The organism is Citrobacter sp. CK194, assembly GCF_030333395.1.
In the GTDB taxonomy this organism is placed as follows: domain Bacteria; phylum Pseudomonadota; class Gammaproteobacteria; order Enterobacterales; family Enterobacteriaceae; genus Citrobacter_B; species Citrobacter_B koseri.
Window position 1 is genome coordinate 476,741 of the sequence record NZ_JAOWGA010000019.1, and the last position, 20,074, is coordinate 496,814.

The 20,074-nt window shown below is 56.1% G+C and carries 18 protein-coding genes and 1 riboswitch; of the genes, 9 read left to right on the plus strand and 9 right to left on the minus strand.

The window, feature by feature from the left end:
- Positions 1-3: 3 nt before the first annotated feature.
- Positions 4-324: a Ni(II)/Co(II) efflux transporter accessory subunit RcnB gene (gene rcnB, locus OGX80_RS18345; protein ID WP_024130186.1), complete on the minus strand. Its 321-nt coding sequence runs from the start codon at positions 322-324 to the stop codon at positions 4-6.
- 281 nt (positions 325-605) lie between these two features.
- Positions 606-703: riboswitch (TPP riboswitch) on the plus strand.
- 31 nt (positions 704-734) lie between these two features.
- Between rcnB and thiM the strand changes: the two genes are divergently transcribed.
- The 3 genes from thiM to OGX80_RS18360 are packed head-to-tail and all read left to right on the plus strand — an operon-like array spanning position 735 to position 3,111.
- Positions 735-1,523 carry a hydroxyethylthiazole kinase gene (gene thiM, locus OGX80_RS18350; protein ID WP_115181407.1) on the plus strand — a complete coding sequence of 263 codons (789 nt, stop codon included), beginning with the start codon at positions 735-737 and terminating at the stop codon, positions 1,521-1,523.
- The gene (gene thiD / locus OGX80_RS18355) at positions 1,520-2,320 is read left to right on the plus strand and encodes a bifunctional hydroxymethylpyrimidine kinase/phosphomethylpyrimidine kinase (RefSeq protein ID WP_115181408.1); all 801 of its coding nucleotides are present in this window, start codon (positions 1,520-1,522) and stop codon (positions 2,318-2,320) included. Before thiM ends, thiD begins: the two co-directional genes overlap by 4 nt.
- A 44-nt stretch (positions 2,321-2,364) precedes the next feature.
- Positions 2,365-3,111, plus strand: a complete 747-nt coding sequence (locus OGX80_RS18360; protein WP_012131660.1) for a GntR family transcriptional regulator — start codon at positions 2,365-2,367, stop codon at positions 3,109-3,111.
- Here OGX80_RS18360 and OGX80_RS18365 read toward each other — a convergent pair.
- From OGX80_RS18365 to OGX80_RS18375, 3 genes are read right to left on the minus strand one after another with little or no spacing between them, the layout of a single operon-like run.
- Entirely contained in the window at positions 3,085-4,050 is a 966-nt protein-coding gene (locus OGX80_RS18365; protein WP_012131661.1) for a PfkB family carbohydrate kinase, read from the minus strand. The two genes, OGX80_RS18360 and OGX80_RS18365, sit on opposite strands and share 27 nt — an antisense overlap.
- Positions 4,047-5,051: an ADP-ribosylglycohydrolase family protein gene (locus OGX80_RS18370; protein WP_115181409.1), complete on the minus strand. Its 1,005-nt coding sequence runs from the start codon at positions 5,049-5,051 to the stop codon at positions 4,047-4,049. The genes OGX80_RS18365 and OGX80_RS18370 overlap by 4 nt, the downstream gene beginning before the upstream one ends.
- Positions 5,048-6,325 (minus strand): nucleoside permease, encoded by a 1,278-nt coding sequence (locus tag OGX80_RS18375; RefSeq protein WP_047462559.1) that lies wholly within the window; start codon positions 6,323-6,325, stop codon positions 5,048-5,050. Before OGX80_RS18375 ends, OGX80_RS18370 begins: the two co-directional genes overlap by 4 nt.
- A 252-nt stretch (positions 6,326-6,577) precedes the next feature.
- Between OGX80_RS18375 and fbaB the strand changes: the two genes are divergently transcribed.
- On the plus strand, positions 6,578-7,630 hold the full coding sequence (gene fbaB / locus OGX80_RS18380; protein WP_012131665.1) for a class I fructose-bisphosphate aldolase: 1,053 nt from the start codon (positions 6,578-6,580) through the stop codon (positions 7,628-7,630).
- Positions 7,631-7,691: 61 nt separating this feature from the next.
- Here the strand turns inward: fbaB and OGX80_RS18385 are convergent, their stop codons facing one another.
- Entirely contained in the window at positions 7,692-9,299 is a 1,608-nt protein-coding gene (locus OGX80_RS18385) for an FGGY family pentulose kinase (RefSeq protein WP_115181410.1), read from the minus strand.
- Between the two features lie 11 nt (positions 9,300-9,310).
- On the minus strand, positions 9,311-10,060 hold the full coding sequence (locus tag OGX80_RS18390) for an SDR family oxidoreductase (RefSeq protein WP_181899070.1): 750 nt from the start codon (positions 10,058-10,060) through the stop codon (positions 9,311-9,313).
- Positions 10,061-10,224: 164 nt separating this feature from the next.
- Between OGX80_RS18390 and OGX80_RS18395 the strand changes: the two genes are divergently transcribed.
- Positions 10,225-11,256, plus strand: a complete 1,032-nt coding sequence (locus OGX80_RS18395) for a LacI family DNA-binding transcriptional regulator (RefSeq protein WP_058669402.1) — start codon at positions 10,225-10,227, stop codon at positions 11,254-11,256.
- On the opposite strand, the gene OGX80_RS18400 is transcribed toward OGX80_RS18395, so the two are convergent.
- Entirely contained in the window at positions 11,253-12,194 is a 942-nt protein-coding gene (locus OGX80_RS18400; RefSeq protein ID WP_012131669.1) for a sugar-binding transcriptional regulator, read from the minus strand. The genes OGX80_RS18395 and OGX80_RS18400 overlap by 4 nt on opposite strands.
- A gap of 210 nt (positions 12,195-12,404) precedes the next feature.
- Between OGX80_RS18400 and dalD the strand changes: the two genes are divergently transcribed.
- The 4 genes from dalD to OGX80_RS18420 all read left to right on the plus strand — a co-directional run bounded on the left by dalD (position 12,405) and on the right by OGX80_RS18420 (position 17,301).
- Positions 12,405-13,772: a D-arabinitol 4-dehydrogenase gene (gene dalD, locus OGX80_RS18405; protein WP_047462567.1), complete on the plus strand. Its 1,368-nt coding sequence runs from the start codon at positions 12,405-12,407 to the stop codon at positions 13,770-13,772.
- A gap of 9 nt (positions 13,773-13,781) precedes the next feature.
- The gene (gene xylB, locus OGX80_RS18410) at positions 13,782-15,245 is read left to right on the plus strand and encodes a xylulokinase (RefSeq protein WP_115181412.1); all 1,464 of its coding nucleotides are present in this window, start codon (positions 13,782-13,784) and stop codon (positions 15,243-15,245) included.
- A gap of 67 nt (positions 15,246-15,312) precedes the next feature.
- Positions 15,313-16,590, plus strand: a complete 1,278-nt coding sequence (locus OGX80_RS18415) for an RbtT/DalT/CsbX family MFS transporter (RefSeq protein ID WP_012131672.1) — start codon at positions 15,313-15,315, stop codon at positions 16,588-16,590.
- Positions 16,591-16,635: 45 nt separating this feature from the next.
- The gene (locus tag OGX80_RS18420; RefSeq protein ID WP_181899069.1) at positions 16,636-17,301 is read left to right on the plus strand and encodes an HAD family hydrolase; all 666 of its coding nucleotides are present in this window, start codon (positions 16,636-16,638) and stop codon (positions 17,299-17,301) included.
- A 78-nt stretch (positions 17,302-17,379) separates the two neighbouring features.
- Here the strand turns inward: OGX80_RS18420 and yegS are convergent, their stop codons facing one another.
- Positions 17,380-18,279 carry a lipid kinase YegS gene (yegS, locus tag OGX80_RS18425; RefSeq protein ID WP_115181414.1) on the minus strand — a complete coding sequence of 300 codons (900 nt, stop codon included), beginning with the start codon at positions 18,277-18,279 and terminating at the stop codon, positions 17,380-17,382.
- Between the two features lie 268 nt (positions 18,280-18,547).
- Positions 18,548-19,909, minus strand: coding sequence for a prephenate-dependent tRNA uridine(34) hydroxylase TrhP (trhP, locus tag OGX80_RS18430; RefSeq protein WP_012131678.1), 1,362 nt, complete (start codon positions 19,907-19,909; stop codon positions 18,548-18,550).
- Positions 19,910-20,074: the final 165 nt, after the last annotated feature.

The window sequence follows — 20,074 nt, forward strand, 5'->3', positions numbered from 1 at the left end:
CATTTACCGATGATAAAAAATCTCGCCGTCGTAGGCTTTGATAATTTTGCCGTCGGTGTCGTTAATCAGTACATAAGCGCCGCCCATATAGGTCCAGTGGGTTCCTGCGTCGGGCGCTGGCAGATTGCGTTGCTTCCATTGCTTAATATTGTACTCGTCGGTGCGGTACAGCTCAGGAACGGTATCGCCAGGTTTGAAATGGGTAAAGTCGGCAACAAAGCTGCTCAATTCGTACTGATCAATCCCCGTTGCGGCGGGTGCGGCCCAGACTGCGCTGGTTGCCAGCAGCAGTGCGCCCATTAAAAATTTATTCTTCATACCCATAAACTCTCCACGTATTCGGGTCATAAAAATCAGTCGTGTATCATTCTCACTGTGCAGCAAGTCTGACAAGAACTATTTTGTTATCACGCCAATAATTTCGTAAAAAGTGTAAACGAAAGCGCGCGCAAGCAACACATGCCGTAGGCAGTTCGCATCACGAATGACGGTTTTGGGAACTATCTGACCTGCGCTGGAGCCAGCGATATCGGCATTTCGCTGATTTACATCCCCTGACGCACCCAGTATCCTGTTGGTGAAACATGCATAATAAATGCTTCGGTTTCAACGACTCGGGGTGCCCCTTTTCACGAAGGGCTGAGACATACCCGTATTACCTGATCTGGATAATGCCAGCGTAGGGAAGTCTGACACTGCTCGTGTCCCTTCTTCACGCGGGCAGGAGCTGAACCATGCAGCCTGACCTGCACAGCCGCACGCTTGCGGCTCATACCTTACAACAATTTCGTATCCTTTCTCCGCTGACCCACTGTATGACGAACGACGTCGTGCAGAACTTTACCGCCAATACATTACTGGCATCAGGCGCCTCACCGGCGATGGTGATTGAGCCCGAAGAGGCGCGCCAGTTTGCTGCTATCGCCAGTGCGTTACTGATTAACGTCGGCACGCTGACCCGGTCACGCGCGGAGGCCATGCGCGCTGCGACAGAGCAGGCCCATATAGCGAAAACCCCCTGGACGCTTGATCCCGTGGCGGTTGGCGCGCTCGATTATCGCCGCCGTTTCTGTCTGGAACTGCTGTCTCTTAATCCCAGGGCAATACGCGGCAATGCCTCGGAGATCCTCGCCCTGGCTGGATTAGCGGCGGGCGGGCGTGGAGTGGATACCACCGATACGGCGGTATCGGCGTTACCGGCCGCTCAGGCGCTGGCGCGTCAGACGGGAGCCGTCGTTGCGGTAACGGGAGAGGTGGATTATGTCACCGACGGGCAGCGTACCGTCAGCGTTACCGGCGGCGATGTGCTGATGGCGCGCGTTGTCGGGACGGGATGCGCCTTATCTGCGGTTGTGGCGGCCAGTTGCGCGTTGCCGGGAAATACGCTGGACAATGTGGCGTCAGCCTGTAGCTGGATGAAACAGGCCGGGCAGTCTGCTGCCGAACGCAGTCAGGGGCCCGGGAGCTTTATTCCGGCTTTTCTTGATGCGCTGTATCACCTTAATGCGGAGGAGCAGGTATGAAACGGATTAACGCGTTAACCATTGCAGGCACTGACCCAAGCGGCGGCGCCGGGATTCAGGCCGATTTGAAGACCTTTTCGGCGCTGGGCGCGTATGGTTGCTCCGTCATTACGGCGCTGGTGGCGCAAAATACCCGTGGCGTGCAGTCGGTGTACCGCATTGAGCCCGATTTTGTCGCAGCGCAGCTGGATTCTGTCTTCAGCGATGTGCGTATCGACACCACCAAAATCGGTATGCTGGCGGAAACGGATATTGTTGAAGCTGTTGCAGAGCGTTTGCAGCGTCACCAGGTGCAAAACGTGGTGCTGGATACGGTGATGCTGGCGAAAAGCGGCGATCCACTGCTTTCTCCGTCGGCGGTGGAGACGTTGCGCAGCCGGTTATTGCCGCAGGTGTCGATTATCACGCCGAATCTGCCGGAGGCTGCGGCGTTGCTGGATGCGCCGCACGCCCGCACGGAACAGGAAATGCTGGAACAAGGGCGTGCGCTACTGGCGCTGGGCTGTGGCGCCGTGCTGATGAAAGGTGGTCATCTGGATGATGCGCAAAGCCCGGACTGGCTCTTTACCCGTGAAGGGGAGCAGCGTTTTACCGCCCCACGGGTGATGACCAAAAATACCCACGGCACCGGGTGTACGCTGTCGGCGGCGTTGGCGGCGCTGCGCCCGCGCCATAGCAACTGGGCCTATACGGTACAGGAAGCAAAAACCTGGCTTTCGGCGGCGTTAGCCCAGGCGGATACGCTGGAGGTAGGCGAGGGGATTGGCCCGGTACATCATTTCCACGCGTGGTGGTAATGGTAGTATACTGATCCCAGACTTGTCGGCCTGGAAAAAGATAAATGGAACAAGCGCATACCCGGCTTATCGCGCAACTGAATGAACGAATTGCCGCGGTGGATAACACGCCGCTGTACAGGAAGTTTGCCGAGACGGTCAAAAATGCCGTTCGCAGCGGGATTCTTGAGCATGGCAACATTTTGCCCGGCGAGCGCGATCTCAGCCAGTTGACCGGCGTTTCGCGTATTACGGTGCGCAAGGCAATGCAGGCGCTGGAAGAAGAAGGCGTCGTGACCCGCGCCCGTGGCTACGGAACGCAGATTAACAACATCTTCGAATATTCCCTGAAAGAGGCGCGCGGTTTTTCGCAGCAGGTGGTATTGCGCGGTAAAAAGCCGGATACCCTGTGGGTCAACAAGCGGGTAGTGAAATGCCCGGATGAGGTGGCGCAGCAACTGGCGATCGCCGCAGGCAGCGATGTGTTCTTGCTCAAACGTATCCGTTATGTGGATGAGGATGCGGTGTCCATTGAGGAGTCCTGGGTGCCCGCGCACCTGATTCATGATGCGGACGCCATCGGGATCTCGCTGTATGACTATTTCCGCAGCCAGCATATCTTTCCGCAACGTACACGCTCTCGCGTCAGCGCGCGTATGCCGGATGCGGAATTTCAGTCACATATTCAGATGGACAGCAAAGTGCCGGTGCTGGTGATCAAGCAGGTGGCGCTTGACCAGCAACAGCGGCCCATTGAATACAGCATCAGCTACTGTCGCAGCGATCTATACGTTTTTGTGTGCGAGGAGTAGCGCCTCGCGCGTTGGCGCGCAATCGCCGCCGCGATGGCCTACCACCCAGGAGGCGACCGCGTTCCCCAGCAGCACCGCGTCTGCAAGCGCCCAGCCGGATGCCAGCCCGGCCAGCATGCCTCCCGCGTGGCTGTCTCCCGCGCCAATGGTATCGACGACCGTTGTGGCAAATGCGGGCACGCAGCCGGATGATTGCTGGCTGAAATACCATGCTCCGTCTTTATCGTGGCGGACAATAACCGGTGAGGCAAACGCCGCAAGCCAGGCGGCGCCAAACGCGTTAGGTTCATGACTAAAGCCAAACCGTTCGGCAGCAATGTCTGCCTCCTGACGGTTCAGCGATACCAGCGGATGGCAGGCCATAATCCGCGCCATTAGCGGGTCGGGAATGTCGCCGATTCGCGGCCCGAAGTCGATAAACGGCGTCACGCGCTCTAACCCTTCCAGCCAGCTCACCAGCAGTTCGCCGCATGGCGAGGCGAGTTGATAACCGGAAAAGTAGATCCAACTGTCGGGCGGAATTGTCAGCTGCGCCAGCCAGTCGGCATTCCATTGGTTCTCAACGCCGCTGAACGACATAAACGTGCGTTCGCCATCCGGTTCTACCAGCGCCAGACACCAGCCGTTGTCTCCCTCTGCGTTGTCGATCAGGCTGTGTAACCCCTCTTTCGCCATGCGATGACGAATAATGTCTGACCATACGCCCTGACCGAGGGGCAGGGCATTACTGGCCTCAATCCCCAGACGCTTTAAGGCGACGGCGATATTGAGCGCGCAGCCGCCGACGTTGACGCCTTGCTGTTTAAGCTCAATATCGCAGCCACGCCAGGGCAGCGCGTAAGCATCGGCAATCACATCAATGACCGCCGCGCCCACGACCGTCACCGGCTGGCGGCGGGCTAAATCGGGCAGCAACGCCCGCAGGCGCGTTGTGTTCATACCGCCTCCCGCTGCTGGCGATAGCGCGTCAGCGCGGTGGCATAGCGCATGAAGTCCAGTTGGTTTACCGCGTCCAGCTCATCTTTCAGCGCAGGCTCGATGGCCTCCACGCCGTGCAGCGCGCCACAAATCGCCGTTGCCATCGCCCCAATGGTGTCGGTGTCGCCGCCGAGATTGGCGCACAGAATGGCGCAGCGGTTAGGGTCGGTGTTGGCCAGCTCGACCATTGCGATGGCGCAGGGCACCGATTCAATGGTGCTGGTGCCCGCGCCAACCACCTGGTAAAGCTGCTCGCTGGCGGATTCAATGCCGTTCGCGTCACGGACGATCTTCAATGCGATCTCCAGGCGAGCGGAGAGCGAGGCGCTAAAGGTCGTGATGCGTTTTTGCTGCGCATAGTGGGCGATAGCCGGTAGCGAATCGACAATATCAGACCAGCAATCACCTTCAATCGCGCGTGAGATAGCCCATGCCACAACGACCGCACCAGCAACAGCCAGGTCTGACTTATGTGTCGGGCTGGAGGCCAGGGCCACATCATCAATAAACGCATCCAGATCGCGTGGCGGAAGCAAGCACCCCAGTGGGGAAACGCGCATGGCCGCCCCGTTGGTCACGCCGTTGTTTTCCAGTTCAGCAACGGGCTTGCCGTCACGAATGGCGTTCAGCGCAATTTTCGACGTCGGGCCAAGAACGTTCTTATTAAAGGCGTCAAAGCGCAGCGCCCAGTCCAGAATGTTACGGCCAATCAGGTCCGGGTCGATCTGCCCGTCGCGCTCCAGCAGCGCATCCGCCAGACACAGCGCCATCGACGTATCGTCAGTAAATTCAGCGCGGTTAAAATAGCAGGCCGCGTTATTTTCCGCAGGGCCGGGCAGAAAGCGATCAATCCAGCCAAAATGCGCTTTTACGCGCGTTCTGGGCCATAGCTCCGACGGCATTCCCATCGCATCCCCTAACGCCTGCCCATAAAGGGCACCGAGAATACGTTCAGCTTTCATTTAACTTCCCCTTGTGTCAGCGCAATATCGCGATCGTCCACTTTAATCGCAGTGATCTCTTTGTCGGATTCGCGAAAGAAAATCATAAACAACACGGCAATCACGGCGATCATCACCGCCCCGAATGTCCACATGCCCGCCCAGTTGAAGGTGAGGCCGTTTACCGGCTCTTTATAGGCAAACATTTTTTCCATCATCACGCCGCCGAGACGGTAGCCCAGCAGGCTGCCAAACCCCTGACAGCAGAGGGTGATCAACCCCTGAGCGGCAGTACGCATATGCACAGGCGCTTTTTTATCGACATAGATATAGGCCGTAACATAGTAGAAGTCGTAACTGACGCCGTGCAGCAAAATGCCAAGAAACAGCAGGGCATAGGTGAAATATTCTTCCGCGCCGCCGTAAACAAAAAAGCCGTAGCGGATTGCCGCAGTGATAAGACCAAGCAGTAAGACCTTTTTAATGCCAAAGCGCTTCGTGAAGAAGGGTAACGCCAGCATAAAGAAGATTTCGGAGAACTGGCCCAGCGTCATCCAGCCGGTGGCGTTTTTCATGCCGACTTCCGTCAGATAGCCATTCGCGAAGATGTAGTAGAACGCCAGCGGCATCGCAAACAGGAACGAGCAGAAGAAAAAGACCAGGAAGTTTTTATCGCGCAGCAGGATCAGCGCATCCAGCCCCAGCATAACTTTAATGTCCAGCTTGCCGGTGCTTTTTGGCGGCGTATCCGGCAGGAAGAACGCAAAGGCGCCCAGCAGGACGGAACTGCCTGCGGTGATCAACAGCGGAATATTGGTTGGCGAGATATCGTTATAGCCCAGCATTTGCGGTAAGAAGCCGCACGCCAGCCCGGATGCGATCCAGCCAATGGTGCCCATCACGCGAATGCGTGGGAAATCGCGCTCGACGTCCGGCACGTTGGCGAAGGCGATGCTGTTCGTCAGCGCAATAGTGGGCATATAGGTTAAGGAATAGGCCAGCAGCAGCGGGAAGAACCCGGCGAATGTTGTTTGCTGCGCGGCGAAATACATCAGGACTGCGCCTGCGAACATCAGCACCGCCAGCACTTTTTGTGCGGAGAAAAAGCGGTCAGTCAGTGAGCCGACGAGAATCGGCGAGAGAATGGCGGCAATCGCGGTACATGCGTAAGACCAGCCGATTTCTCCGGCGCTAAAACCGCTTTTGTTCAGCCAAAGCCAGAGGGGGACGAACCAGGCGCCCCAGATAAACCACTCCACGAACATCATGAACGACAGTTTCACTGTAGTTTTCATCGTTAAATCCTTCATGACAGGTAAGGTACGCGATGACAGTACCACTTAATAATACCTTTTAAATACCTTTGGGGCGTAAATTTGACTGCTGTAACACTTTTTCGTACCTGAAACGTGCCAGCAGATAGCGCTGAAAAATGCGCTACAGATGGAAAAAATGGCCGGTCAGTACCAGGCTTATTGCTGCCCGCAAAACGCGGGTCAGGACAATCCACATTCCGGTACTCAATCGGAACTTACGGGAGCATAGCTATGACTGATATTGCGCAGTTGCTTGGCAAAGACGCCGACAGCCTTTTACAGCATCGTTGTATGACCATTCCTTCTGACCAACTTTATTTACCCGGACATGACTACGTAGACCGCGTGATGGTTGATAACAACCGTCCGCCTGCCGTACTGCGTAACATGCAGACACTGTATAATACCGGACGTCTGGCCGGAACGGGCTACCTCTCCATTCTGCCCGTCGATCAGGGCGTTGAACATTCTGCCGGGGCGTCGTTTGCCGCAAACCCGCTTTATTTTGATCCAAAGAATATCGTCGAACTGGCTATTGAAGCAGGCTGTAACTGCGTGGCCTCGACGTATGGGGTACTGGCATCGGTTTCACGCCGTTACGCGCACCGCATTCCGTTCCTCGTCAAACTGAATCACAACGAGACGTTGAGCTACCCAACGGAGTACGATCAAACGCTCTATGCCAGCGTTGAGCAAGCGTTCAATCTGGGCGCCGTGGCCGTTGGCGCGACCATTTACTTCGGTTCTGAGCAGTCGCGTCGTCAGATTGAAGAGATTTCCGCCGCTTTTGAACGTGCGCATGAGCTGGGGATGGTGACCGTTCTGTGGGCATATTTGCGTAACTCTGCATTTAAAAAAGACGGCGTGGATTACCACGTTTCTGCCGACCTGACCGGGCAGGCTAACCACCTGGCGGCGACGATTGGCGCAGATATCGTCAAACAAAAAATGGCGGAAAATAACGGCGGCTATAAGGCGGTGAATTTCGGCTACACCGACGATCGTGTTTACAGCAAGCTGACCAGCGATAACCCTATCGATCTGGTGCGTTACCAGTTAGCCAACTGCTATATGGGGCGCGCGGGGCTGATTAACTCCGGCGGCGCGGCGGGCGGTGAGACCGATCTCAGCGACGCTGTGCGTACTGCGGTTATCAACAAACGCGCGGGCGGCATGGGCCTGATTCTGGGGCGTAAAGCCTTCAAGAAAACAATGGCGGATGGCGTGAAACTGATTAACGCCGTGCAGGACGTCTACCTGGACAATAAAGTGACGATTGCCTGATGTCACGTACCCCTCCCCAGGTTTTCGGGGAGGGGTATTGGTTATCAGGACGGCGCAAAAATCACTCTCTGAGCATTTTCGCCATGTGTTGCAACTGCTTATAGGCCTCGTAACGACGATGATGCAATGGCTGATACGCTGTCTGTGGGTAATAACAGGTATCCACATGCGTAAACTGCTTCATGGCCTCGGCAACCGAGGGGGAAATATTTCCGGCGACGGCGCCAAGTATTGCGGAACCTAATAAAACGGGCTCGCTGCACTGGGTGGTTAATACCGGAAGTCCGCAGGTATCGGCTAATAGTTGCCGCACCAGAGGATGCTGACCCGCACCGCCGCTAATCACGATATTTTTATTCCGTACGCCGCAGGCATTCTGCGCATCAATAATTTGCCGCAAACCGTAACCGATACCGCACAGTCCCGCCACATACAACGCCAGTAAATTGTCCAGATCGCGTTCCATACCCAATCCGCAAATAACGGCGCGTGCGTGCGGGTCGGCAAACGGCGCGCGGTTGCCTAAAAACTCCGGTACAACATGAATACCCGCCACCAGCGTGACGGCGTCCGACGCCTGCGGCGCTTTTTCTGACACCCGATCGGCAAGATAAACCGGCAGCGGTAATCCTGCCTCCTGCGCCAGTTTCCGCGCGTCTTCGGCGGCGGGATGAAACGCCAATAGCTGATCGATAGCCGCGCCCGCGGCGCTTTGCCCTCCCTCAACAAGCCAGAGCCCTGGCACCATCGCGCTGTAATACGGCCCCCAGACGCCGGGAACGAAAACGGGATCGTTCGTTGAGGTCATAGTGCAGGATGAAGTGCCAAACACATATGCCATATTATTGAGGGCTCCGCCTTCAACGCCGACAGTCCCGATGCCGCCCGCATGGGCGTCAATCAGACCCACGGCGACCGGTGTGCCCGCAGGCAGGCCCATCTCCTGCGCCGCCTGCGCGGTTAAGCCGTCGCCACAGGGCGTACCCGGCGGCACGATGCGCTGCCCGATGCGGGCAAACTCGTCATCAGCCAGTTCTGCCAGCCCGATCGTGCGGAAATAGTCCGGGTCCCAGCGGTTTTCATGAGCAAGCCAGGTCCATTTGCAGGTGACTGTACAGATGGAGCGGGCAAGGTCGCCGGTGGCGCGCCAGGTCAGGAAGTCTGCAAGGTCGAAAAATTGCCATGCGTTTTCGTACACCTCGCGGCGATTTTCCTTCAGCCATAAAATCTTAGGCGTTTCCATTTCCGGTGAGATTTTCCCGCCGACATAGTTCAGCACCGGATGTTGGCTGGCGTTAATGCGTTCAGCCTGTTCAGTCGCGCGATGGTCCATCCAGACGATGATGTTTTGCGCCGCATCGCCTTCGGCGCTCACGGGGAGCGGCGCGCCGTTTTTATCCAGAACCACCAGCGAGCAGGTGGCGTCGAAACCGATCCCCGCCACGCTTTCCGGCGCCGCGCCGGACTGCCTGAGCGCTTCCCGGATGCAGTGACAAACGGCCTGCCAGATCTCCTGGCTGGACTGCTCCACGCGGCTGCCGCTCCGATGAGTGGTCGTGATTTTTTGCGTGACATGAGAGAGCAACGTGCCGCTCAGGTCGAAGATACCTGCGCGGACGCTGCCTGAACCAACATCCACGCCGATAACGGTTTTCTGTAAGCTGTTCATGGCGCTTTTCCTCACAGATCAACGCTGTTGGGGAGGATAACCAGATCGCGAACAGTGACGTTTTTCGAACGAGTGACCATAAACAGTACCGATTCTGCGACTTCGATCGGCTGCATCAGGCTGCCATTTGCCAGCGCTTCTTCCATTTTCGCCTGCGGCCAGTCGTCCAGCAGCGCGGTCACTACCGGCCCCGGCAGCACGGCTCCGACGCGTACGCCATGTTCGGACACCTGACGGCGGGTTGTATGGACAAAGGCCTGAACGGCAAATTTGGAGGCCGTGTAAATAGGTTCCCAGATGACCGGTACAACGCCAGCGATAGAACTGGTGAAAATGATATCGCCGGATTTTTGCGCAATCATATGCGGCAATACGGCGCGGACGCAGCGAAATGCGGCATTGATGTTGAGGTTCAGTACGCGATCCCAGACGTCAGGATCGCCTTCGGCGACCGGTCCGCCAATGTAAGCGCCTGCGTTAGCATGGAAAATATCCAGCCCACCGGCCAGCTCGATAATGCCTGCCAGCAGGTTGTCGACCTGTCCGGTATTGAACAAGTCGATTTGCAGCGCAAACGCGTTATCGCCCAGTTCCGCGATGATTTTCTTCAGCTTCTCGCCTTCGCGGTCGATCAGGACCACTTTTGCTCCTGCGGCAAGCAGGGTTTTCGCACACTCAAGGCCGATACCGGAGGCTGCGCCGGTAATGGCTGCAACCTTGCCGTTGAGGGAAGTATTCATGGAGGGGACAGAGTGATTCATTTTATAATCCTTTATGCATAGGTGATTTTTAAGGTGTATTTGCTTCTGCGCGAAGAACGGGGGCGTTCTGACTGGCGTGTGAAGCATATTGCTCAATCGATGAAGCTGATCTAGCACTTGTTTATTTCCTCAGCAAGAGACATTCAAAATGAAGAGGCGATTTTGTGACGCGCGTTGAGAAAACGAAGAAAACAACCATCTACGACCTGGCTGAGTTAACCGGGGTTTCCGCCAGCGCGGTGAGCGCAATTTTGAATGGCAACTGGAAGAAGCGACGCATTAGCGCAAAGCTGGCGGAGAAGGTGACCCGGATTGCTGAAGAGCAGGGATATGCGGTGAACCGACAGGCCAGTCTGCTTCGCAGTAAGAAATCGAATGTCATCGGGATGATTGTCCCGAAATACGACAACCGCTACTTTGGCTCCATTGCTGAAAAGTTTGAAGAGATGGCGCGTGCCAGGGGGCTGCTGCCCATCATTACCTGTACGCGGCGTCAACCGGAGCTGGAGGTTGAAGCGGCGAGGGCGATGCTCTCCTGGCAGGTGGACTGGGTTATCGCCACCGGGGCGACGCACCCGGATAAGATCGCGCAGATGTGTCATCAGGCGGGTGTGCCCACGCTGAACCTCGATCTGCCCGGAACGCTGGCGCCGTCGATTATTTCGGATAACTATGCGGGGGCTAAAGCGCTGACGGAAAGCATTCTCGCCAGCAGCCAAAAGCGGTATGGCGTTTTGGCTCCGCTGACGTTTGTGGGGGGGCGAATCACCGACAATAACACCGCCGAACGCTTGCGCGGCTTCCTCGACGCGCATAAAGCGCATGGATTGACGGTGCCGGAAACGCAGCAACTGGTCACGGGGTATTCTTCCGCAAGGGTGGAAGGGTTACTGAAATCGGTCTATCCGTCGCCTGATATTCCACTGCCGGGGCTGTTTGTTAATTCGACAATTTCGCTCGAAGGGGTGGTGCGCTGGCTGGCGCAGAACGGGCAGACGGGAAGCCATCAGCCGCCAATGGGCTGTTTTGACTGGGACCCGTTTGTCTCTCTGCTGGGGCACGATATCGATATGGTGCGCCAGGATGTGCCAGCCATGCTGGACAAAGTGTTTGAGATTGTGGATTCCGGCGACACCACAATACGTCGTATTGAGATCCCGCCGGAATTGATCGCCAGCCAGAACATGGCGCGTTAGCGCGTCAGCAACCAGCGCGCGGTATGTTCATCGGTGACCAGACCGTTGATCCAGCCGCCTTTCAGTGCGGCGAGGATAGCAGGGCGCTTATCTTCACCGCAGGCCGCCGCAATACGCGGACACTGGCTCTGGCGTATATCGTAGCTGGTGATGTAGCGGTTGATGAGGCTATCCACTACGTTGCCGTCTGCGTCAATAAAGCGGCCAAGTATTTCCCCCACGCCGCCGCGCGCGGTCAGTTCGTCCAGTTGCGCCTCATTGATAAAACCGTCTTTGAAGATAGGACTCTGTTTCCCCAGCGCGCCGATGCCGACAAAAATGACCTCCGACGCTTCGGCGACGGCAGAGACGTTGCGGAACAGACGGCTGGTGCACCACATCTCGTATTCATCACAGGATTGCGCATAGCGTGGCGCGGGCCACTGGTAATATTTGCCCTGAATTTTACGCGCCAGCAACAGCGGGACGTCGTCGTAATAGTTACATTGTCCGTGTTCGTTCATGGCGCTGATCAACGCCACGCAGCGCGTATTGCGACTGTCGAAATCAATGCGTTTGATGGTTTTTTTCAGCGTCAACCCGGAACCAATGCCGACTACCGTCGGTTTGTCGCCCTGTAAGTAGCGGGCCATCAGTTGATAACAGCCAAAGGTTACGCTGTCGAGGGTGCTTTCGCTGCTGTAGGCGGGAACAATATTGCAGTTAATTAACTGATACTTTTCCTGCAAAAGCTGCGCGTAATCGAGGCAGTTCGCGACAGGATGGTGCAGACCAATCGAAACAATGCCTTCCTCTTTCGCCGCAGCGATAAGGCGTTGTACCACCGGTCTTGACGTCCCAAGCTGGCTGGCTATCTCACTTTGGTTTAAACCCGCAATGTAGTACATCCATGCGGCCCGGACTTTCTGATCCAGCCTGATGTCATCTTCTTTGCTCACGTTTCCCTACCTTAAGAGTGGCGTTGGGGGCGTTAATTTCCCTCAACCGATAAGGTCATTCTGGCGGGTGCTCAGGATTGAGGCAAGCTCTTTGCTCTTTTGTGGTCATTTGTAATTTTATAGAGCAATTGCTCTTTTGTGATCTACGGCTCTTATTTAATACAAATGATCGACTAGAGTGCAGGCATAACCTCACTGGAGAGCAGAACAATGAACGATCAATACACATGGCTTCATATTGGCTTAGGTTCTTTTCACCGCGCCCATCAGGCGTGGTATCTGCATCGTCTGATCGCTTCCGGCGATACGCGCTGGCACATTGCCGCCGGCAATATTCGCAATGACGCCGAGCACGTTGTGCAGGCGCTGGCGGCGCAAAACGGTCGTTATGTGCTGGAAACGGTCAGCCCGGAGGGCGAACGTGAGTACGAAGAGATCACGTCGATTCAGAAACTGCTGCCGTGGCAGGCGGATTTACAGCCGCTGATTGCCGAAGGCGCCAGAGCGCAGACCAAAGTGATTGCCTTTACCGTGACGGAAGGGGGCTACTACCTGAACACCAGCCACAAGCTGGAAGTGAATAACCCCGATCTGGCGAGCGATCTCAACGGCGGCTGTAAAACGATTTACGGCGTTATTACCCGCATTCTGGAAGCGCGTATGGCCAATAACGCAGGGCCGCTGACGCTGCTCAACTGCGACAACGTGCGTCACAACGGTGAACGGTTCCACGATGGTCTGGTTGAGTTTTTACAGCTGACTGGCAAACAGGCGGTGATTGACTGGCTTAGCGCCAATGCGACCTGCCCGAATACGATGGTGGACCGCATCACGCCGCGTCCGGCAGCCGATCTTCCGGCGCGTATCAAAGCGCAGACGGGCATTGATGATAAAGCGCCGGTAATGGGCGAAACCTTTATCCAGTGGGTGGTTGAAGATCGTTTCCGCGATGTGCGTCCTGCGCTGGAAAATGTCGGTGTGGAGCTGGTGACGTCTGTTATCCCGTATGAAGAGGCGAAAATCCGCATCCTCAACTCATCACATAGCTGCATTGCGTGGGCGGGTACGTTAATCGGCCAGCAGTATATTCATGAAAGCACTCTGACGGACTTTATCTACCAGATTGCCGACCGCTACGTGACGGAAGACGTGATCCCTTGCCTGGGAGATAACGGCATCGATCTCCCGACCTATCGTGATGTGGTGCTTAAGCGTTTTACCAACCCGCATATTCAGGATACCAACCAGCGCGTTGCCGCCGACGGATTCTCGAAAATCCCGGCGATGATTGCGCCGACGCTGCGCGAGTGCTATCAGCGCGGTGCGCGGCCGAACGCTACCGCTATGCTGCCCGCACTGTTTTACGTCTTCATGGAGCAGTGGCACAAGGGCACGCTGCCTTATGAATACCAGGACGGCATTTTGGATGCGCCAGCGGTACATGCCATGTTTGAATCCGCCGATCCAATCGCGGCGTATGCCAGTGATAAAGCGCTGTTTGGCGACCTGACGGAACGTGATGATTTCGCCGCGCTGCTGCGCGAGAAAATCGCTGCTGTTCACACGCTGATTAACTGAGAGGTGGCTATGTATCTGGGTATCGATCTCGGCACATCTGAAGTGAAGGCGCTGGTCATTGATGAAAATAATGACATTGTCGCCACCCATAGCGCGCCGCTGACGATTCAGCGACCCCATCAACACTGGTCAGAGCAATCACCGGAAGCCTGGTGGGACGCGACGGAGTATCTGATGTCCACCCTGCGGGAGAAATGTGGTCATCACTGGCAGGCGATTAAGGCGATCGGTCTTTCCGGTCAGATGCATGGCGCGGTACTGCTTGATGCCGCCGGGAATACGATCCGCCCGGCGATTCTGTGGAATGACACCCGTAGCGCCCAGGAGTGTGCGGAGCTGGAAGAAATTGCCCCAGAGTTGCATCAGGTTGCCGGTAACCTGGCGATGCCGGGGTTTACCGCGCCGAAATTGCTGTGGGTGCGTCGCCATGAACCGCAGAATTTTGCCCGCATCGAAACGGTGCTGCTGCCGAAGGATTATCTGCGTTTCAAAATGACGGGTAAAAAAGTCTCCGACATGTCCGATTCGGCAGGGACGCTGTGGCTTGACGTCGAGAAGCGCGACTGGTCGGATGCGCTGCTGGAGAAATGCGGGCTGACGCGAGCCAATATGCCGGAACTGGTGGAAGGCTGCGATATTTCTGCCACGCTCGATCCCGCCGTCGCGCAACGCTGGGGGTTAAACCCTTCGGTGGTGGTCGCCGGGGGCGGCGGAGACAACGCGGTCAGCGCTATTGGCGTTGGCGCGGTATCGCCCGGCGATGCGTTTATTTCACTGGGGACGTCCGGCGTGCTGTTTGTGGTGACGGACGCGTACCGTCCCGCGCCGCAATCCGCAGTACATGCTTTTTGCCACGTCCTGCCGAATTTGTGGCACCAGATGAGCGTAATGCTCAGCGCCGCCAGCTGTCTGCAATGGTTCTGCCGCCTGGTCGGGACAACGGAAACGGAACTGCTGGAAGAAATCGCGCAGTTAAGCGATGCGGAAAAAGCCAGCGCGCCGATGTTCCTGCCGTACCTTTCCGGCGAACGCACGCCGCATAACGATCCTGACGCCCGGGGCATGTTCTGGGGGCTGACGCACTCCAGCCAGCGCGCGCTGATGGGGTATGCGGTGCTGGAAGGCGTCAGTTTCGGCATCGCTGACGGGCTCCGTGTTTTGCAGGAGAGCGGTACAAATATCGAACAATGTTCGCTGGTGGGCGGCGGCGCCCGAAGTCCGTTCTGGGCGCAACTGCTGGCAGATATTCTGGATATGCCCGTGGTGACGCACAAAGGCGGAGAAACCGGCGGCGCGCTGGGCGCGGCGCGACTGGCGTGCCTTGCGGCGGGTAAACCGTTGGCGTCCGTTTGCGAAAAACCGGAAGTCTACAAAACCTGGTATGGCGATCCGGTTCGCCACACGGCGCTGATGCAGCGTTATCAGCAGTTTAACGCACTGTACCGAAACGACCTGAACTATCGAAATCAATAATTTCTATAACAAAAGCCCTCCGGTGAATGTACCGGAGTGGCTCCCTGCACCCTAAAACGAGGTCAATATGTCGTTAACTAACAAACAATGGCTGGGATTACCCTTAAGTCTGGTCTGGGGGTATATCGCCATCGCCGTATTCATGACTGGTGATGGTTTCGAGCTGGCATTTTTGTCGCACTACATCAAAGCGCTGGGCTTTACCCCGGCGGAAGCCTCCTTCGCCTTTACGCTATATGGTCTGGCGGCGGCGCTGTCGGCCTGGGTATCCGGCGTAGTGGCGGAGATCATCACGCCGCAAAAAACCATGATGATCGGCTTTGTGCTGTGGTGCGTATTCCACGTATTGTTCCTCGTTTTTGGACTGGGTCAGTCCAACTACGCCTTAATTCTGTTGTTTTACGGTATTCGCGGTCTGGCGTATCCGCTGTTCCTTTATGCGTTTATCGTCGCCATTGTGCATAACGTCCGTAGCGACAGCACCAGCGCCGCGCTGGGCTGGTTCTGGGCGGTCTACTCTATTGGGATCGGCGTTTTCGGCAGTTATATCCCGAGTTTTACCATTCCGCATATTGGCGAAATGGGCACCCTGTGGCTGGCGCTGGCGTTCTGTCTGACCGGCGGTGTTATCGCGCTGGTTTCGCTGCGTAAAATTGAAACGCCGCGCCATATGCAAAACCTCACCACCCGTGAAAAGTTCAGCGAACTGGGGCGTGCGGTCACGCTGCTTTACACCAACCGTAGCATTATGTTGTCCAGTATCGTGCGTATTATCAATACGTTATCGCTGTTCGGTTTTGCGGTGGTCATGCCGATGATGTTTGTGGATGAACTGGGCTTCACCACCTCTGAATGGCTACAGGTATGGGCGGCGTTCTTCTTCACAACCATCTTCTCCAACGTCTTTTGGGGCGTACTGGCAGAGAAAATGGGCTGGATGAAGGTTGTACGCTGGTTTGGCTGCATCGGGATGGCGCTCTCCAGCCTCGCGTTTTATTACATTCCGCAGCACTTTGGCCATAACTTCGCGATGGCGCTGGTTCCGGCAATCGCGCTGGGGATCTTCGTTGCCGCGTTTGTGCCGATGGCCGCCGTCTTTCCTGCGCTTGAGCCAAAACACAAAGGAGCCGCGATTTCGGTCTACAACCTGTCGGCTGGGCTTTCCAACTTCCTCGCCCCGGCGATCGCCGTGGTGTTGTTACCGCACTTCAGCACCATTGGCGTCGTGATTGCGTATACGTTGCTCTATATTGTGGCGTTTATTCTGTGTCCGTTTATTCGTGTTGAACAACCCGGATTCACGCGTCAGGAGGCATGTGAAGGCGAAACGGTCGGTATTTCTTAATGATGTCGGGCCCGGCTGTGCTGCCGGGTCTTTTTAAGGCGGCAAATGATGAAGAGTAAAGCGGTAATTTTCGACATGGATGGCGTCATCATTGACTCCGAAGGGCTGTGGCGTCAGGCGCAAAAAGACGCGCTGGCAAGCTGGGGAGTGACGGTTAATGACGAGGAGTGTGAAACGTTAACCAAAGGGAAGCGACTGGATGAGATTGCCCGCGTCTGGTGCGAATACTGTCCGTTGCAGACAGACCCTGGGGTGCTGGAGTCGGCCATTCGCAAACGCATTACCGGACTTATTGCAACGGAAGGCGAAGCGATGGACGGCGTCTACGCGGTATTGCATCATTTTCGCCACAGGGGGTATCGGATTGCGCTGGCTACGTCATCATCCCATCAGGTTATTGAGGCTGTTCTCTCTAAACTTAATCTCCGGGGGCATTTTGACGTCATTTGCAGCGCTGACGATGAACGCTACGGCAAACCGCACCCGGCGGTGTATCTCTCCGCGCTGAAAAAGCTGGGCCTGCCCGCCGCAGATTGTCTGGTGATTGAAGACAGCCTGAGTGGTTTTCGCGCCGCGCAGGCCGCCGGAATTGATACCATCGTGGTGTCTGACGGCTGCCAGCATCCCTGCTTTAGCGAGGCCATCGGGCGCTACACGTCAATGCCGCAACTCCTGGAGACGCTGGCCCCGCCGGTTCGGGCCGCAGGGTAAATGACCCGTTTGTGAGCGCAGAGGTTCCGGGATGTCGCCGGTCTGATTATCCCTCTCTGCGCTTACTTTCTTTTTTCATTAGCGCAGTAACGGGCAGTCTGGCGGCAAACGGCAATGCAGCGCGTTGGGAAGTATTTCAATATGAAATTCCTGACCGCTGAGCGGCTCGCCATCGAGGTTAAAGGTGATTTCATGCGGAGCCTGAATATCAAACCAGGCGGATGCGCCATCGACAATGTTGGGGTTCTCTTCCGGCTGCGTCAATGTGGAAAACAGCGCCGGAAGCAGCTCCTCACCGGTGAAGATCCGCAGTTGCAGCAGCCCGTCATTAATGAGTGCGCCAGGGCAGAGCTGTTGTCCGCCACCGGCCTGACGACCATTACCAATGCCAATCACCAGCGCATCGCCCTGCCAGTGAAAATTCTCGCCGCGAATCTCACAGCGATCGGGCTTGAGGGTGTCCATGCGCATCAGCCCATGAATAAAGTAAGAGACGCCGCCCAGAGCGGCCTTGAGTTTTTCCGGCGTTTCGGTGGTGATGCGCGTCCCGAAACCCCCTGTCGCCATATTAATAAAGCAGGTTTTATCGTTGACCTGAGCGATATCGATCGCAACCGCGTTACCGGCAATCGCCAGTTTTAAGGCTTTATCCAGCGCTTCCGGGATGCCAGCGCTGGTGGCGAAGTCATTGGCCGTGCCCAGAGGCAAAATGCCAAGCGCGGGAACGTTGCCGCCCTGACACTGAATCAGCGCGGCGGAAACCTCATTGATGGTGCCGTCGCCGCCGCCCGCAATGACCGTCTCAACGCCAAGCTGTCGGGCTTCATCAACATAACGCTGGGCATCGCCTTTTTCCCAGGTGACCCGGACGTGAATCTCCACGCCCTCATCGCGAAGTAGCCCTATCGCGTCGCGCAGGGGCTGATTATCAGCGCCTTTGCCATTTAAAATCAGTAAGCTGGCGGGAAACGTAGCCATCCTTTGTTTGCCTCTGTCGTTAACCTGTTGAAAGTGTATAGCAGAAAAGGCGCGGAAAGGTCAGAACAGGCTGAAAATGGAAGGTTTGTGCTGCATAAAAAAATAAGCCTGCGTAAGGGAGATTACGCAGGCTAAGGAGGTGGTTCCTGGTACAGCTAGCATTTATGGGTTATGTTTTTCAGCGCCTCGGATAATACCCGTAATGAACGAGGCGGTATGTGATCGATTTCTAAGAATCTTCCCATAATGAAAAAATAACGTGGATTAACTACTTAGCGTGTGGGTTCCGCGTGGATTCGCCGGAAAAATTACGCATTAACAACGCATAATTCAGATCCATATCCTGCGGCACCGGCATCCAGACGGTGTAGCCATCGCCAGGCGCCACCGGCATTGCTTCACCTTTGGCGTTTTCCATATGCTCCAGAGTGAAGTTGACGTTCCCCTGCGGCGTCATCAGCTCCAGGCTGTCGCCGATGGAGAATTTGTTCTTCACGGCAACGGCGGCAAGGGCGCCTTTACGCTCGCCGGTGAACTCACCCACGAACTGCTGACGTTCAGAAACAGAGTAACCGTACTCGTAATTCTGGTAGTCATCATGCGTGTGACGGCGCAGAAAGCCTTCGGTGTAACCGCGATGCGCCAGGCCTTCCAGCGTTTCCAGCAGTTGCGGATCAAACGGCTTGCCCGCAGCGGCATCGTCGATCGCTTTGCGATAAACCTGAGCGGTACGCGCACAGTAGTAGAAGGATTTGGTACGGCCTTCGATTTTCAGTGAGTGCACGCCCATTTTGGTCAGGCGCTCAACGTGAGCAATGGCGCGCAGATCTTTCGAGTTCATGATGTAGGTGCCGTGTTCATCTTCGAACGCGGTCATGTATTCGCCCGGACGCTGAGCCTCTTCGATCATAAACACTTTGTCGGTTGGTGCGCCGATACCCAGCGTCGGTTCGACGTTCTGTACCGGAATAGGTTCGTATTTATGGACGATGTTGCCTACGACGTCTTCTTTCCCTTCCTGCACGTTATATTCCCAACGGCAGGCGTTGGTGCAGGTTCCCTGGTTCGGATCGCGCTTGTTGATGTAGCCAGAGAGCAGGCAACGACCGGAGTAGGCCATGCACAGCGCGCCGTGTACGAAGATTTCGATCTCCATTTCCGGCACCTGTTGACGAATCTCTTCAATCTCTTCCAGCGACAGTTCGCGGGAAAGAATAACGCGGGTCAGCCCCATCTGGTTCCAGAACTTCACCGTTGCCCAGTTTACGGCGTTGGCCTGCACCGAAAGGTGAATCGGCATCTCCGGGAAGTTTTCACGCACCAGCATGATAAGCCCGGGATCGGACATGATCAGCGCATCCGGCCCCATTTCCACAACCGGTTTAAGATCGCGAATAAAGGTTTTCAGTTTCGCGTTATGCGGCGCAATGTTCACGACCACATAGAATTTTTTGCCAAGCGCGTGGGCTTCGTTAATGCCGAGCTGCAAATTCTCGTGGTTAAATTCGTTGTTGCGCACGCGCAGGGAGTAACGCGGTTGGCCCGCATACACGGCATCTGCGCCATAAGCGAAAGCGTAACGCATATTTTTCAGCGTTCCCGCCGGGGAAAGGAGTTCCGGTTTAAACATAATTTTCTCGTTCTGATGACAGGTCAGATCCGCTTCACTGAATGAGGCGGTTAGGGGAGTGCCCCTACGTTAAGGGCGGGCATTGTAGCGCTGTGGGGGAGGCAGGTAAAGAAAAACGCCGGATGGCGGCGTAGCGCCTTCTCTGGCCGACAACGCTCTTATTTG

Coding starts and splice junctions, on each gene's coding strand:
- OGX80_RS18420 (WP_181899069.1), top strand. CDS start 16,636: ATGATGAAGAGTAAAGCGGTAATTTTCGACATGGATGGCGTCATCATT.
- dalD (WP_047462567.1), top strand. CDS start 12,405: ATGAACGATCAATACACATGGCTTCATATTGGCTTAGGTTCTTTTCAC.
- thiM (WP_115181407.1), top strand. CDS start 735: ATGCAGCCTGACCTGCACAGCCGCACGCTTGCGGCTCATACCTTACAA.
- OGX80_RS18375 (WP_047462559.1), bottom strand. CDS start 6,325: ATGAAAACTACAGTGAAACTGTCGTTCATGATGTTCGTGGAGTGGTTT.
- trhP (WP_012131678.1), bottom strand. CDS start 19,909: ATGTTTAAACCGGAACTCCTTTCCCCGGCGGGAACGCTGAAAAATATG.
- OGX80_RS18370 (WP_115181409.1), bottom strand. CDS start 5,051: ATGAAAGCTGAACGTATTCTCGGTGCCCTTTATGGGCAGGCGTTAGGG.
- thiD (WP_115181408.1), top strand. CDS start 1,520: ATGAAACGGATTAACGCGTTAACCATTGCAGGCACTGACCCAAGCGGC.
- OGX80_RS18390 (WP_181899070.1), bottom strand. CDS start 10,060: ATGAATCACTCTGTCCCCTCCATGAATACTTCCCTCAACGGCAAGGTT.
- fbaB (WP_012131665.1), top strand. CDS start 6,578: ATGACTGATATTGCGCAGTTGCTTGGCAAAGACGCCGACAGCCTTTTA.
- OGX80_RS18385 (WP_115181410.1), bottom strand. CDS start 9,299: ATGAACAGCTTACAGAAAACCGTTATCGGCGTGGATGTTGGTTCAGGC.
- OGX80_RS18365 (WP_012131661.1), bottom strand. CDS start 4,050: ATGAACACAACGCGCCTGCGGGCGTTGCTGCCCGATTTAGCCCGCCGC.
- yegS (WP_115181414.1), bottom strand. CDS start 18,279: ATGGCTACGTTTCCCGCCAGCTTACTGATTTTAAATGGCAAAGGCGCT.
- OGX80_RS18415 (WP_012131672.1), top strand. CDS start 15,313: ATGTCGTTAACTAACAAACAATGGCTGGGATTACCCTTAAGTCTGGTC.
- rcnB (WP_024130186.1), bottom strand. CDS start 324: ATGGGTATGAAGAATAAATTTTTAATGGGCGCACTGCTGCTGGCAACC.
- xylB (WP_115181412.1), top strand. CDS start 13,782: ATGTATCTGGGTATCGATCTCGGCACATCTGAAGTGAAGGCGCTGGTC.
- OGX80_RS18360 (WP_012131660.1), top strand. CDS start 2,365: ATGGAACAAGCGCATACCCGGCTTATCGCGCAACTGAATGAACGAATT.